We start from the raw sequence: 15232 nt of genomic DNA, 5'->3' as shown, positions 1-15232 counted from the left end.
GGATGAGGGGGAGGTATCCTGTTTTATTCTTTGGACCTCATAAAAATCCTTACTGGATAATCAAGTTAAATCCGCTCTGAATGAAATATTTATTGGGATGAGCAATATTGCTGGTCGTTAAGTTGTTGAATGTTGCGGCACCGTTACCCGTGTAAGTGTAAATCGCCGCCCCTGGATGCGGGGAAGAGAAACGGGAAGTTTGAATGCCGTCAAGCCCTGTACCGTTAATGTTAATGTTGTTAAACACGATGTTCTCAAATCCGCCTCCATATCCAAACTGGACAGCGCTGCGTTGTGTATTAAGGATATCGATGTTCGTAAACGTTACGTTCTTGATCGAACCGTTGGAAGCCTCCAGATCAATGGCCCCGCGTTCTCCGTTGTACAAGTCTTTACTGGTACCGCTGTTAATCATGGTAGTATCCGAAACGAGAATACCCGTATTGTTCTGGAAGTGGTATCCGGGGAACACGGTATTCATTCTGAATCCGGATCCGCCTACCGTGTCAATAATCATGTTATGCGTAGCTTTATGTCCGCTTCCTCCGAAGAATGCAATTGCTGCCGCACGCCAGTTATTTTCGATGGTGTTGAAGGAGAACGTGTTGTTCACTCCGGCCGGCGCACCGTTGACATTACTGGTCCATACGGCCAGGCCGTCGTCACCGTTATTCCGCACACTGCTGTTAAGTACGCTTGAATTGCTGGTGCCTTGGGCGAAGTTGATCCCATCGGCAAGGTTATTACGGATGCGGCTGTTTTCAATAATTAATTCATTAGCTATGATAGCCGGAGTATGGGCGTAATCCCCTACCCAGAAACCGCATTCAAAGTGTTCAACCCATACGTTGTGTACTTTGGATTTGGATCCGAAGTTATCCATAAATCCTTTATAGATCGCATTTTGATCATACCTGGACCGTAGATTGGAATTCATATAGATATGACTGAAATCAAGCTTACCTTTAACACGCAGCGAAATGCCTCCGGAGGCCGCACTGGCATTGGTGAACTGCAGATTTGTATGCCAGACACCCGCCCCTACAATCGTAATGTCGTCTATCATTTTACTGACAGAACCAACTTTCCACATATTGCCCAAGTGGAACGTCCCTGCCGGGATATAGAGAGTCTTGCTCGATGCGACGGCTGCCAATACAGCAGCATCAAACGCCGCAAGATCATCCCCTCCGTCATTCGGAACAGCGCCGTGATCCGCTACGGATATGGAGTTGCTCGGACGGGCAATGGCGATAGGAACGGGCTCGATTTCAATAAAATCCACACCATATTCCAGGGTGTCGCCATTGTTCTTTTGAATACGGATGGTGTCTCCGCTCTGAAGAGGTGTATCCAATTTCCAGTGTACTTCGTCGAATCTGAAGAGCGGACGACCGCCGCCAGGAGCATCAGCCGGATGATCACTGTTGAAATATTGCCAGCTGTAATACGACGTTAACGATACGGTTTTGGCCTTGGTGCCGTTCACGTATACGTCAAGCGCCCCGTTTAATCCCATTCCGCTTGCGGAGTCAGGCATAGTAAACCTCATCGTTACACCTGCGCCGCCTTCTCCTTGTCTGACCGTCCATTGAAGATAGGAGCCGTTTGATGGAAGCGCAATATAGCGTTGCCCGGAAGCTTCCGAAGCCGTCAGTGCTTGATCGAAGGTCGGTGCGGACTGAATTGTGGCGCCTCCTCCTCGTGTTGCATCTTCGGTGTCATACCGTTTGTAGGGCATACTTGCCCCGCGGGAGGAATAAACGGCTAAATTGGCAGTGCTTACATTATTCCCTTGCTTGGCTGTTACCTCGTTTACATCCGCCGCTACAGTTGTGGTTACCGTGTAGCTGCCGTTGACCGCTGTCCATGTCCCCGGCATTACCACATTGACCGATGCTCCGGCAGCCAGCGTGCCGTTATAGGCTCCGTTCAAGGTTTGAACTGTGGAGCCGGTCGAATTTTTGAGAGCTACTGTAATTCCGTGCGAACCGCTTGCCGAAGACAGGTTGCCTTGGTTTTTTAGGTTTACCGTAAAGGTTACGGCACTATTGGCCACAGGATTTCCCGGTGACCAGGAAACGGTACCTGTCAAATCCGCGCTGGCAACAGCATTGACGTTGAGCGATGACGAGTTCGTGTAGCTGTTGTTTGAGTCGTTCTGCTCGACGATCGTATTATTTTCATCTACCTTTGCGCTGACAGTGTAAGTTCCTGCGGATTTCGTTCCCGCATTCAGCGAAACGGTCGCCGAAGCGCCAGCTGCAAGTGCAGTTACCGGAGCTGTGCCAGCCAACGTATTATTGAGATAAAAGTTAACCGTAGTGGCGGCGGAACCGGCGGATCCGTTGTTCTTGACTGTCGCGTTCAGTGTAATGGAGCTGGATTCGACCGGAGAGGACGGTGACCATGACAATCCCGTAATGGTAAGGTCTGGGCTCGGGGCGGTTGTGACCGGCTCGACTACAATTTGGTCAAGGTTGATGTTGCCGTTGTCTCCGGAATCGTATTTGTAAGCAACGGTGTTGTTGCCCGCGTTCAGAATCAGCGTCTCGGCCTTGGTGCTCCACGTATCCCAGTTCGCAAGATTAGGCAGCAAGGTTTGACGAATCTTTGAGCCGTTGACGTAAATGCTGACTGACGCTGTATTCCCGCCGGCATTGGCGTACTTTAGTGTTACGCCATGGCTGCCGGACTCCGGCACATTAACCGTAAAGGCCGTTGTCGCGCCCAGGCTCCAATAGCCGTCTACAAAGCCGGTGCCCGAGAAGCCGACGTGATCGGTATTCACTTTGGCCCCGCCGGATAATGCGGCAGATTCTGCCTGATACATGCCTGTTGTGGGCGGAGTGCCGCCTGTGCCGTAAATTTCAAATTCGGCTAACTGTGCAGCCGGCCAGCCCGTGTTACCCGTTACTTGGAGACGGACAAAGCGTGTGCTGATTGAGGTAAAGTTTATCGTGACGCCGTTGCCATTCACTGTCGGATTGAACACATAGCCTTTAGAACCGACAATATCGGTGAAGGCGGAGCCGTCCTGGCTGCCTTGTACCGCTAACGTTTGGGTTCGCGCTTCCCATCCTGCGGGAAGCTTCAGAACCACTTGGTCTATGCTGGTGTTCGTACCCAGATCGACTTGAATCCATTGAGGAAAGGCGTTATTGGTGCTTTCCCAGTAAGTGCCTTGATTGCTGTCTTTAATGTTGTTTGGTCCGTACGTTTGGGATTGACCGCTTGCCGTTATATTTTTACCCAATGTCAGATTTGTTCCGCCGGCGGCTGAAACGGTTGCTGGAGTTCCGATGGACAGGAATAAGCTACTGATAAGCATGGTGAATACAAGTGACCAGACTACGAACTTGTTACGCATTATATTCCTCCTCAAAATGTTTGTAGGATCGTTTTAAGTGCATCTTTTTGAAAGCCAAAATCAATGCTCAGTTGATATTCCTTGCCTTTCTCACCTTCTTCCCAGGAAAAATTATGTGATCCTCCTCCCTTTATCAGTCGCTTTAATTATAAAATCCGAACAATGTTGGATATAAGAGGTAATCCTACGGAAAATGTATGCGATTCCAAGATGATAGGGAAAGAATCCCAATTGAATCAAGAAGGTATTCATTGACAGATGAGTTTGTCTCCTGCTAAAATTTAAACGATCGTTTAAATTAAACGATTGTTTAAATCTTATTATTTTAAGGAGTGTGCAGGAAATGGGAGAAGCGATTAAAGCTTTTATGAAGAGACCGACAACCAAGATCGGCATCATAACGGCGCTTATGTTTCAGGTGATCTTTAGTTTGATTTGGATGACGGGGTACAACGGGGTCACAGACAATACGAAGAATTTAAGAATTGCCATCGTTAATGAAGATACTCAGATGGGCTCTAAGGTACAGGAGCAGCTTGAAAAGAATTTACCTTTTCACGTGGAGAAGTCCTCATCCATTGAAGCTGCCAGAGAACAACTAAACAACAGAGAGATCCAGATGGTAGTGCACATTCCGGCTGATTTCTCCGCAAAGGTTGCGGGACCAGGACAGCCCGGAGAATTGAAATATTATTTAAATGAGTCCAATCCGGCGACCATTAAGAGTATTATGACGGGCGTATCCGCTCAGATTACGGCTACGGTAAATAAACAGGCTATTGAAGCGGGCGCTGCCGGAATCCTTACCCAAGCCAAGATGCCGGGGGAACAGGTTTCCGCTATATCAGGCGGGTTGTCGGAACGTGTAATTTCCAACGTTCAAACGGATAACAAAGTAGAGGGCATGAACAATCAAATGGTGCCTATGATGATGGTGCTTGCGTCCTATGTAGGCGCCATGATTATGGGGATGAACATGGAACAATCCTCTATGGCCCTCAGCGGACAGGTCGGCAAGTGGCGTAGATTCGGCGCGCGAACCATCATTAACGCGGTCTCCGCGCTTGTTGTAGCTTTGGTAGGCAGTTCGCTTGTCCTCGCGCTTGGAGGTCAGTCCGAGCAAGGATTTCTGACGATGTGGCTGTTTCAAAGTCTGTTCGTAATGGTGTTCATGTTTGTTTCTCAACTCTTTCTTCTGCTGTTCGGTATGGCGGGGATGCTGTTCAATATTATTATGCTTTCTGCGCAATTGGTTACGTCCGGAGCCATGGTTCCGCGTGAACTCTTGTCCGATTTCTACTTTTCTCTCAGCAGTTACCTGCCTGCGACATATGCGGTGGAAGGCAATATGAATATCCTTTTTGGCGGTCCGAGCGTGGGAGAAGCAAGTTTGGCTCTAGTTATCATCGGTTTAGTTGCCATTGTACTGGGTGCCGGTGTAACCGCTGTAAGAAGAGCGCCGCAACCGCAGCGTCAACCCGGAAGCGATATTTCGCCGGGATTGGCTTAATATCATGCAATTGAAAGAGCCGGACATTAAGTACAAGATTCTTCAGGCAGCCAAAAAACTGTTCGCGGCACAAGGGTTCGACGCTACAACCGTCCGTCAAATCTGTGAAGAAGCGGAGGCTAACCCGGCCCTCGTTTCTTACCATTTCGGAGGTAAACATAATCTGTTTGTCGCTTTATTCGATACCCTTTATCCCGGAGGGCGCTTGCCTGAATTTGATCTCTTTGAAGGTACGGTTCCCGAACGCCTTACCTTCTTTCTCCGGGAAGTCATTCGGTTTCGGAGCAATGAACCGGAGTTAGTCGCCATTCTGCAAAGAGAAATCGCAACGGATTCTCCTCGCATGAACGTCATTCAGGGCCATACAATGCCCGTCTGGCGTAAGTTGCGGGATTTGTTGGAGCAAGGCAGACAAGAGGGGTTGTTTCATTTCCGGTCGCTGAATCACATGTTGTTTTTTGTGATGGGTACGGTCCTGTTTCATCGCAACCCTGCTTACTTCCGTCCGATCCTTACGGAAGAAACCGCGGGAGACATGGAAGAGCTTATTCAAGATACGTTGCACTATGTTCTTGGCGGGTTAGGCTATAAATTCTCCTGATTTAGATTGGACAGCGCCTGCTTTTTTTAGTAGAATCATAACTAAATATTGATAGATACCCTGTATAAATAGTAGATTTGCTCGAAGAAGGGGGCTGCTCCAATGCTTAAATTAGGCCAGAAGGTCTACATTATAGATGATCATTTCGAACAGAACTTACCGCTGGGCGAGTATGGTTATATTATTGCTTATGAACGCAATCAAGATAACGTGTTTGATTATGTCGTACGGGTTCCGAAAACCAGTAAACATTATTTCGTCGTCGATGCGGATGTGGAGATGGAAGAAGTGTTGTTGGAATTGGAAGCGGACCGAGTTGAGCGGGAAGCCTTAATCGACTTCGCGCTGGCTACCCGGAATGAGGAACTGTTCAGACGGGTGATGAACGGCGCAGAAGAACTGGACTTGCATTCGGAGGAAGAAGAGCCGGTGAAGGATTTGCTTAGTCAAGAAGACTTTATTAAGCAGATCAATCTGAAAGCCTGGATATAAACCTGGCTTGAAGTTAGAAGAACAGCCCCGCACCTTACACAGGTGCGGGGCTGTTCTTCTATCCAGTAAGCTTATTATACTCCTCCGTAGGCTTTAGCGTACCGGTATACTTTACGAGCGATGCTCTTGTCTTTGAGTTTACGGAAAATATATGGATCGGGCTTCGTATTGACCTCCAGAATCCAGGGATGAAATTTGCGATCCAACGCGATATCCAGACCAATTTCTTTCACACGCGGGTACTTTCTGGCGAACTGACGGGCGGTATCCACGCCAAGCCGGTTTAATTTTTGATGAAAAGCTTTGATGTCACTAGGAGACATATAATGCTTTAACAATGTTTCAACGGCAGTAGGCGTTCCTCCGCTATGATAGTTGGTTACTATTTTTCTCGGAGCGGCCACCCTGCCGATCCATGCTGTGGATTCCCATCGACCTTGCGGATTGATCTGAACCATGATCCGGATATCAAACCGGCGTTTATTGTACTTGAGAAGATGAATCCCTTTTTGGATCAAATAGATGCGTTTCGTTTTCTTGCTCTGAAGGGATGCATATAGAGAGTCCAATGTCGTGAAGCCCCTGCGCGTCTCTCCTGCTTGATATGCGTACCGGACACCTTGGTTCGTTAACTCTTTCTCGACCCTCATGACCCCTTTGCCGTACGTACCATGATCCGGTTTTACATAAACCATCTGATACAGATTCAGCATCGTTTCCAAGGTGGCGCGACTTAATTTGCGCGTATCCGGAACATAGTTTTTTAGTCCCTTTTTAACCAATAGAATACGGGTTTTATTCCATTTACTGTGAACCCGCTGTATCCGCGGCAGTTTATTCATCGTGACGGTAACCTTCTTTCCATTCATAATAAATTCGGTAAAGTCTATCTTCCTGACATTATCTTATTCGAGAACGACCTAACCGGAATAAGGCATTCGCAGGGTGGCAAAAGCGGAAGGTTGGGGGAGTAGTCGTTGAGTTCGATTTTGTACTGAGTTATAATAGAAGGAATGAGCATGAATAGGGAAAGGGGACCGATGTCCATGAGCATTACCGGAAAAGATGTAGAGAAAGTAGCGGCGTTGGCCAGACTGGATCTGGAGGAAGAGGAGAAAGAAAAGTTCACGGTCCAGTTAAACGCGATTCTTAAATATGCCGAGAAGCTGGGCGAACTCGACACGGAGAACGTGGATCCTACAAGCCATGTATTGCAACTGACGAATGTAATGCGTGAAGATATCACAAGAGAATCACTGACGATTGACAAAGTGTTGCTGAATGCGCCTGATGAAGAAGATGGCCAAATAAAAGTGCCGGCTGTGCTGGAATAATCGATTACATGCAGAATGCGGTTTTACATTGAAGGGAGGCCTCAAAGTTGTCATTATTTGATCTGAAATTACAAGAAGTACATAACCGGCTCCGCGACAAGGAGCTTTCCGTGACAGACTTAGTGGAGGCTTCGATTGGGCGAATCGGAGAAGTGGATTCCAAGGTCAAGGCGTTTCTGACGCTGGATGAAGAAGGGGCGCGCGCTGCCGCGCTGATTATGGACAAGCAGTTAGCCAACGGCGGAGAACGGGGATTGTTGTTTGGATTGCCTGCGGGGGTAAAGGATAATATCTCTACTGAAGGTCTGCGTACGACATGCGGAAGTCAATTTCTGAAGAATTTCACGCCCGTCTACGATGCAACCGTTGTGAACAAGCTGCGCTCCGCACAATCCGTAACCATGGGGAAATTAAATATGGATGAATTCGCAATGGGCGGTTCGAATGAGAATTCGTCGTTCTTCCCTACGCATAATCCTTGGAATCTCGACTATGTCCCGGGCGGCTCCAGCGGTGGCTCCGCTGCGGCTGTAGCTGCAGGGGAAGTCTATTTCTCCTTAGGTTCGGACACGGGCGGTTCCATACGTCAACCTGCGGCGTATTGCGGTGTAGTCGGTTTGAAACCGACTTACGGATTGGTATCGCGCTTTGGTTTGGTTGCTTTCGCATCTTCGCTAGACCAGATCGGACCCATTACGAAGAATGTAGAGGACAGCGCATATGTGCTGCAATCCATTGCGGGATATGACCCTATGGATTCCACATCCGCGAATGTGGAGATTCCTGACTACCTGAGCGCTCTGACAGGCGACGTGAAAGGCCTTAAGATCGGGGTTCCTAAGGAATACCTCGGACAAGGGATAGACCCGAAGGTGAAGGAGTCCGTGCTGTCCGCCCTTAAAGTATTGGAAAGCTTGGGCGCGGTCTGGGAGGAAGTTTCTCTTCCGCATACGGAATACGCCGTAGCCGCTTATTATTTGCTGGCTTCTTCGGAAGCATCTTCCAATCTGGCTCGTTTTGACGGGGTACGCTATGGAGAGCGCGCGACGGATGCCGGAAATCTGTTGGAGCTATATCATAAGTCCCGCAGCCAAGGTTTCGGCAGTGAAGTTAAACGTCGGATTATGCTCGGTACATACGCGCTCAGCTCCGGGTATTACGATGCCTATTATCTGAAAGCACAGAAGGTGCGTACTCTGATTAAACAAGACTTCGACGAAGTCTTTGCTAAATATGATGTAATCATCGGGCCAACTTCGCCGACAGCGGCGTTTAAGCTGGGAGAGCAGGTGGATGACCCGCTTACGATGTATCTGAACGATATAGTTACCATTCCTGTCAGTCTTGCAGGCGTACCCGCCGTTAGCGTTCCTTGCGGATTTGCCGACGGATTGCCTCTAGGACTGCAGATTATTGGCAAAGCTTTTGACGAATCCACTGTTTTACGTGTGGCCCACGCCTTCGAGCAGCACACCGATTACCATAAAGAGCGCCCGCAGCTATAGGCGTCGTTCGCGATAGGAGGATATCCATGTCATCGACAAGTACCAAATATGAAACGGTCATTGGATTGGAAGTGCACGTTGAGCTGCATACCCATTCCAAGATTTTCTGCGGTTGCTCCACAGCTTTCGGCGCACCTCCGAATACCCATACCTGTCCAATTTGTTTAGGACATCCCGGCGTATTGCCGGTGCTCAACAAGCAAGCGCTTGAGTATGCCATGAAAGCGTCCATGGCGCTGAATTGCCAGATTGCGACGGAGAGCAAGTTCGACCGCAAAAATTATTTTTACCCCGATTCCCCGAAGGCCTACCAAATTTCTCAATATGATCAACCTGTAGGCGAACATGGTTTTGTGGATATTGAAGTGGACGGGTACACGAAGCGAATTGGCATCACGCGCGTTCACCTGGAAGAAGATGCGGGCAAACTGACGCACGTGGACGGCGGATTTGCCTCATTGGTCGATTTTAACCGGGTAGGCACACCCCTGATTGAGATTGTATCCGAACCGGATATTCGCACACCTGCCGAAGCCCGCGCTTATCTGGAGAAGATTAAAGCCATCATGCAATATTGCGATGTATCCGATGTGAAGATGGAGGAAGGTTCACTTCGTTGCGACGCGAATGTTTCCATTCGTCCTTACGGTCAGGAGAAGTTCGGAATCCGAGCCGAGCTCAAGAACATGAACTCTTTCCGAGGCGTACAGAAAGGTCTGGAATACGAGGAGCTTCGCCAAGCGGACATCCTGGATGACGGCGGGACGGTTGTTCAGGAAACCCGTCGGTGGGATGAAGCTCAGAATCGAACGGTTTCCATGCGCGGTAAGGAAGAAGCGCATGACTATCGGTACTTCCCGGACCCGGATCTCATCCGAATGTTCATTGATGAAGAATGGAAAGCGCGCATCAAGTCGACGATCCCTGAGTTGCCGGACGCGCGCAAAGCACGCTATACATCAGAGTATGAACTCCCGGGATACGATGCGGAAGTTATTACGTCTTCCATCCATCTTGCTAACTTCTTTGAGGAAAGCCTGAACTACACCAAAGATGCCAAAGCCGTATCGAACTGGATTATGGGGGATTTATTGGGTCATCTGAATGCGAACGGTTTGGAGTTGGCGAATGTGCCGATCACCGGTCAAGGCTTGGGCGAGATGATCGGGTTAATTGAAGCGGGTACGATTTCCAGCAAAATTGCCAAAACGGTCTTTAAAGAAATGCTGCAATCCGGCAAGCTTCCTAAACAGATCGTAGAAGAACAGGGATTAGTCCAGATCAGTGATGAAGGAGCGATCCGCGCCATCGTCGAGCAGGTTGTTGCTGCGAACCCGGCGTCAGTAGCCGATTTCAAGGCAGGTAAAGATAAAGCGATCGGCTTTCTGGTTGGACAAGTAATGAAGGAATCCAGAGGTAAGGCGAACCCTGCTTTGGTCAACTCCTTATTAATTCAGATTCTGAACGGCTAAGCAAGAACATGAAGGCGATTCCGGTTTTGTTATTAAAACCGGGAAGCCTTCTTTTTTCAATGAATCCATAATACGTTACTACGAACAAGGGAGATGTCCTTAATTGTGATAACAGCCATAAACTTAAGCGATGAAGAAGAACTGAGTCGGCTGTGGTATTTGCAGCATGCGTCCTATAAAGTGGAAGCCCAATTGATCGGCTTTGACGCCATACCCCCTTTAATGGATACACTGGAGACGTTGAGGGAATGCGGGGAACAGTTTATTGGTTACGAACGAGAGGGCGAATTAGCCGGAGCATTAGCCTATTCGGAAGCGGGTGATGTGGCAACGCTTTGCAGAATGATGGTTCATCCGGAACATTTCCGTCAAGGCATAGCCGGGCAACTGATTAAAGCTTTCGAGGAGAGGACCGATTGTTCCGTGTTAGAGGTATCCACAGGGGCTTTAAACGAACCGGCTATTCAACTTTACAGAAAATATGAGTACAGTGAGGTAGGCAGCCGCGAAGTCGCTCCGGATGTATGGATAACTTTGTTCTCGAAACCTAGGCGAGTCGATCGAGTACAGTCTTCAGCAGAATAGGAGGACACCATATGGTAAGGATCGGCAGAATCACTTCCGCGATTATTCTTGTCACAGTGGGTTTCATCCTCCTAGGCGATATGCTGCGCGGTACGAACGGATTGATGTGGATTAAGGACTTATGGCCGGTCGCGCTTATTCTGCTTGGTCTTGAATATGTGATTGTAAGTCTTGTGTACTATCAAAAAGAGAAGAAATTCAGGTTGAACTGGGGAGCTTTGTTGATAGCCGGACTGCTGTCCGTCGCCGTAGCCGCCTACAGTGAAACCTCTGCCTACTCGTTGCAAGGGATCAGACAATACCTATCTAATATCGTAATGTCCACTTCGAATGAAGTTGGTCATCGGTTTGACAAAGAACTGATGCGTATTGAACTTAAAGAAGATATCCATAATCTTGAACTCGATAACCCTAATGGTTCCGTAACGATACGGAAAGGACCGGTTGAAGCTATCGAAATTCAGACCGTTGTATGGGTAAATCGTATAGATGAGGAGAAAGCAAAGGAAATCGCTCAAGCATCTGTAGTATATTACTCTAGTGACGGAGATTCATTGCTCATGAAGACTGACAGCAAAAATTATGGACAGGGCATTGGACGCAGGCCGAGAATGAATTTGGTGGTGGTTGTGCCGGAGCGACGGAAGCTGAACTTGCAAATCCGACTCGTTAACGGTACGTTCTCAGGTGAAAATTTGTCGGTTCAGAAGGAACTCCGGGTAACGTCAGTCAACGGCAATGTGACTGTCAGCCGTGTAGAAGGTGACGTTGCGCTTAGAACAACCAATGGAGCCATATCCTTGTCCGAGGTAAATGGTTCGGCGAATTTGAGTACCACGAACGGCAAGGTGGAATTCAATCAGATTACCGGAGCTGTTCAAGCGAATACGAGTAATGGACGTATTCAGGCATATAGCACAACGGTTGGCGGAGATTGGGAACTCAAAACAACGAATGGCTCCATCGAGGCGGGGCTGCCGGAGGAAGGGAGCTTTCACGTCCAAGGTTCGGTCAGTCACGGATCTATATCGTCCGAACTGCCGTTAAAGATTGATAAACATACGGTGGAAGGCACTATAGGTGCAGGGGGACATACCCTACGTATGAAGACCACTAACGCTTCCATTGACATCATTAAACGTTAATTCAAGGTAATTCGCTTGTAAACGTTGACAAATTTTAAAGCGGACACGTAAAATAAAAGGACTCTTAAATTCATAAGCGTAAAGGCGGTGAGGGTCTTGAATAACCGATTCGAAGAAGCGATGCAGAAGTTGAAGGTGTCCGGTGTTCGCATGACTCCTCAACGACACGCCATATTATCTTATTTGCTGGATTCACTGGCGCACCCGACGGCCGATGATATTTACAAAGCACTCGAAGAGCGCTTTCCGAATATGAGTGTTGCGACGATCTACAATAATTTAAAGCTGTTTGTCGAAGCCGGTTTGATTCGCGAGCTGACTTACGGGGATGATTCAAGCCGTTTCGACGGAGATACGACGGAGCACTATCATGCGATCTGTGAAACCTGCGGAGTGATTGTCGATTTTCACTATCCGAAGCTCGATCACGTGGAGGAATCCGCTTCGCAGGAAACGGGATTTAAAGTCCGCGGGCATCGCATGGAGATCTACGGGTCGTGTGCAGCTTGTACAGTAAAGCTGCACTAATTTATACTATACAGATGTAAGACGCTTAGGAAGCGGAGATCCGGATGCCCGGAACAGTCTCGGCTTTTAGCGTCTTTTATTTTTTGAGGGGGATGAAAAGCTGTTGGAACCGATATACACCCCGCGTCCTCGGCGTTCCAGGGGGAAAACAGGCATGTATCTGTTTATCTGGATTTGTATAGTGACATCTATATGTCTGTCTGTATACTATTTGCTATTTGCCCCGAACACGGAGCGCGTGGAACCGGATTTTCACGGGTTGGACAAGCCGGTCTTTTATCGCGGGCTTCAATTGGAGGAAGCTGCCGTCGGCACGGGCGAAGGACTCATGCTTACTTTAGAAACGTTGCAAAAACATATCGATGGTTCCATCTATTATGAGGAAACAACGGAATCTGTCATCTTAACTACGAAAGATAAGGTTGTTCGCCTCCGGACAGAACGACTGACTGGATTGTTGAATGCCAAGCCTCTTCAGTTGCATTTTCCAGTGAAGAAGATCCAGGGGAGGCTGTATGTCCCGGTTGCCCCCATAAAGCAACTGTATGGTTTAGTAATCACAGAAAATCCAAGTACGGGAGCTGTCCTGTTAAAGAAAACAGGGGATGTCATTCGCTCAGCTACAGCGGAATCCCAAGATGACCTAAAGGGAAATTCATTTCCTTTGCGTGTGGAACCGGACCGGCGTGCGCCCATTGTGGCTGATCTGATCAAAGGTCAGCAGGTCACGGTATGGGATAGTACAGACGATTGGCTTAAAGTTCAGTTACAGAACGGTGTCGTTGGGTATATCAAGACGAATCATGTATTGCAGGGTAAGGAGGAGACAGTTAAGGCCCCTACGGCGGAAAAAATGCCATATACACCATGGAAACCCGCTGCCGGTAAGGTCAATCTTACTTGGGAACATGTTGTCCGGGCTACTCCGGATCCTGCGGGGTTTGCGCCGATGCCCGGGGTGAACGTCATCAGTCCCACCTGGTTTGAATTGTTAGACGGACAAGGAAATATCGCAAGTAAAGCGGACATGCCTTATGTCAAATGGGCACACGCTAAAGGATTGCAGGTATGGGCGTTGTTCAGTAACGGGTTTGAGCCCGATCGCACATCAGCCGCACTTGCTACTTACGACCGCAGACTATCTATGATTAAACAGATCCTCAGTTACGCGGAAACTTATGATCTGCAGGGCATCAATTTGGATTTTGAGCATGTTTATTTGAAGGATAAGGCGCTATTGACCCAATTCGTTCGGGAACTTACCCCGTTGCTGCATGAGCAAGGTCTGGTGGTGTCTATGGATGTAACGCCCAAATCAACAAGTGAGGTATGGTCCCTGTTCTATGATCGGAAGGCATTGGCTCAGACTGTGGATTATATGATGATTATGGCGTATGACGAACACTGGGCAAGCAGTCCGGAAGCGGGATCCGTTGCTTCTTTACCTTGGACGGAGGTAAGCCTGAGACGTATCCTTGAGGAAGATGAGGTCCCCGCTGACAAAGTGGTGCTGGCTATACCATTCTACACTCGGTTGTGGACGGAAGAGACGGTTAACGGTACGTTGGATGTGTCGTCCAAAGCGCTATCCATGGAAAAGATCAACGGGATCATTCTTGAGAAGAAGTTGAAACCCGTCTTTCTGCCGGACATCGGTCAGCATTATGTGGAATACACGGAAGGCGGCAAGCGTTACAGAGCTTGGTTGGAGGATGCAACTTCGGTGAAAGCGCGCATGGAGTTGGTCCGTAAATATAAGTTGGCTGGCACGGCATCCTGGAGACGGGGGTTTGAAACACCGGAAATCTGGGCCGGTTTACAGCAGGAGCTCTTTCGAAAACCATAATAAAGCCCGAAGGTTTATTTCCATTTAAGGAATCAACCTTCGGGCTTTTTTGTAAATTAATTTGTTAACTTACGGTCTATAGCGGAAGAATCATTCATGACAGGTACCTGTTCTGTTGCTTTGTCAGGGTCTAGCGTAAGGATGGTCTTGCAAAACATACAACGATCGGTCTTACCAAGCATCTTGGTTGGTTTGGCGCATTCCGGACATTGCAGCATAGTTGCGGTAGTTGACAGCATTCCTGCCCAGAAGTAAATACCGACGGACACTAACATGGAAATCATACCGAAAACCATGAATATGGCTGCAACAATTTTACCTGCTTGTCCCCATAATAATATTCCCGCTGTCCCCATAATCATGAGACCCATTCCGAACAATGTAAGCAGGAGTCCCCAAAGTCGGAACTCATTGATTTTACTGGATTTAAAAAACATAACCGTACCTCTTCTCCTTGTGTACCCAAAATAATCAGTTCCCCGACCTCATGAAGTTGCAGGAAACACGATGGCTAATGTAGAAACATTATATATCAAATCCCATCTCTTTCATAGCAATAACCCTGCCAACAGCTAGAAATTCAGATCGGTCGTTTCAACAGCGGTATCTGTGTGTAATGATTATTATTAGGGATCATCTGACGACGAGGATTGGAATGGATAGTTTAAGGAGAGATTATGTTGGATAGAGATATAATCCTGGCAAGAGCCGGCCTGGAACAGGAATCGCATCAATTGAAGCGGGAGCAGGATCTGTTTACTGCATTTGCACGATTTATGTACAACTATTTACAGAGCAAGAAAGAATTGCAGGAAGGGCACCTACTTGATGCCTACAGCAGTTC

Annotated in this window: 14 protein-coding genes (1 of these 14 running past the window's edge); 11 read left to right on the top strand and 3 right to left on the bottom strand. The window is 48.1% G+C overall.

The window, feature by feature from the left end:
* Positions 1-49 precede the first annotated feature (49 nt).
* Positions 50-3370: a CARDB domain-containing protein gene (locus SY83_RS00885; protein WP_068603399.1), complete on the bottom strand. Its 3321-nt coding sequence runs from the start codon at positions 3368-3370 to the stop codon at positions 50-52.
* 343 nt (positions 3371-3713) lie between these two features.
* Between SY83_RS00885 and SY83_RS00880 the strand changes: the two genes are divergently transcribed.
* The 3 genes from SY83_RS00880 (at position 3714) to SY83_RS00870 (ending at position 5973) form a co-directional block, all read left to right on the top strand.
* Positions 3714-4880 carry a YhgE/Pip domain-containing protein gene (locus tag SY83_RS00880; protein ID WP_068603397.1) on the top strand — a complete coding sequence of 389 codons (1167 nt, stop codon included), beginning with the start codon at positions 3714-3716 and terminating at the stop codon, positions 4878-4880.
* A gap of 4 nt (positions 4881-4884) precedes the next feature.
* Positions 4885-5481, top strand: a complete 597-nt coding sequence (locus SY83_RS00875) for a TetR/AcrR family transcriptional regulator (RefSeq protein WP_068603395.1) — start codon at positions 4885-4887, stop codon at positions 5479-5481.
* Between the two features lie 102 nt (positions 5482-5583).
* Positions 5584-5973, top strand: coding sequence for an ATPase (locus SY83_RS00870; protein ID WP_068603392.1), 390 nt, complete (start codon positions 5584-5586; stop codon positions 5971-5973).
* A 74-nt stretch (positions 5974-6047) separates the two neighbouring features.
* On the opposite strand, the gene SY83_RS00865 is transcribed toward SY83_RS00870, so the two are convergent.
* A complete protein-coding gene (locus SY83_RS00865) occupies positions 6048-6842 on the bottom strand; it encodes a YheC/YheD family protein (protein WP_231891338.1) in 795 nt (264 codons plus the stop codon).
* A 177-nt stretch (positions 6843-7019) separates the two neighbouring features.
* On the opposite strand from SY83_RS00865, the gene gatC reads away from it, so the two are divergent.
* From gatC to SY83_RS00830, 7 genes are all read left to right on the top strand, one after another.
* Positions 7020-7307 (top strand): Asp-tRNA(Asn)/Glu-tRNA(Gln) amidotransferase subunit GatC, encoded by a 288-nt coding sequence (gatC, locus tag SY83_RS00860; RefSeq protein ID WP_068603390.1) that lies wholly within the window; start codon positions 7020-7022, stop codon positions 7305-7307.
* 47 nt (positions 7308-7354) lie between these two features.
* On the top strand, positions 7355-8812 hold the full coding sequence (gene gatA, locus SY83_RS00855) for an Asp-tRNA(Asn)/Glu-tRNA(Gln) amidotransferase subunit GatA (protein WP_068603388.1): 1458 nt from the start codon (positions 7355-7357) through the stop codon (positions 8810-8812).
* A gap of 26 nt (positions 8813-8838) precedes the next feature.
* On the top strand, positions 8839-10284 hold the full coding sequence (gene gatB, locus SY83_RS00850; protein WP_068603387.1) for an Asp-tRNA(Asn)/Glu-tRNA(Gln) amidotransferase subunit GatB: 1446 nt from the start codon (positions 8839-8841) through the stop codon (positions 10282-10284).
* Positions 10285-10389: 105 nt separating this feature from the next.
* On the top strand, positions 10390-10869 hold the full coding sequence (locus SY83_RS00845) for a GNAT family N-acetyltransferase (RefSeq protein ID WP_068603384.1): 480 nt from the start codon (positions 10390-10392) through the stop codon (positions 10867-10869).
* An 11-nt stretch (positions 10870-10880) separates the two neighbouring features.
* Complete coding sequence (locus SY83_RS00840; protein WP_068603382.1) at positions 10881-12014, top strand: DUF4097 family beta strand repeat-containing protein; 1134 nt, start codon at positions 10881-10883, stop codon at positions 12012-12014.
* A gap of 120 nt (positions 12015-12134) precedes the next feature.
* Positions 12135-12542, top strand: a complete 408-nt coding sequence (gene perR / locus SY83_RS00835; protein ID WP_082882700.1) for a peroxide-responsive transcriptional repressor PerR — start codon at positions 12135-12137, stop codon at positions 12540-12542.
* Positions 12543-12696: 154 nt separating this feature from the next.
* Positions 12697-14388 (top strand): glycosyl hydrolase family 18 protein, encoded by a 1692-nt coding sequence (locus SY83_RS00830; RefSeq protein WP_068603378.1) that lies wholly within the window; start codon positions 12697-12699, stop codon positions 14386-14388.
* Between the two features lie 56 nt (positions 14389-14444).
* Here the strand turns inward: SY83_RS00830 and SY83_RS00825 are convergent, their stop codons facing one another.
* Positions 14445-14825, bottom strand: coding sequence for a DUF2614 family zinc ribbon-containing protein (locus tag SY83_RS00825; protein ID WP_068603376.1), 381 nt, complete (start codon positions 14823-14825; stop codon positions 14445-14447).
* A 243-nt stretch (positions 14826-15068) separates the two neighbouring features.
* Here SY83_RS00825 and SY83_RS00820 point away from each other — a divergent pair, with 243 nt between their 5' ends.
* Positions 15069-15232: the 5' portion of a hypothetical protein gene (locus SY83_RS00820; RefSeq protein ID WP_068610697.1), read on the top strand. The gene runs 418 nt beyond the window's last position; the window shows 164 of its 582 coding nt (coding positions 1-164); it begins with the start codon at positions 15069-15071; the stop codon falls past the right edge of the window.

The sequence above is a fragment of the Paenibacillus swuensis genome (assembly GCF_001644605.1).
Taxonomy (GTDB): Bacteria; Bacillota; Bacilli; order Paenibacillales; family DY6; genus Paenibacillus_N; species Paenibacillus_N swuensis.
The sequence above is the reverse complement of the archived record's forward strand: the minus strand, read 5'-3'. Positions and strand labels throughout refer to the sequence as shown.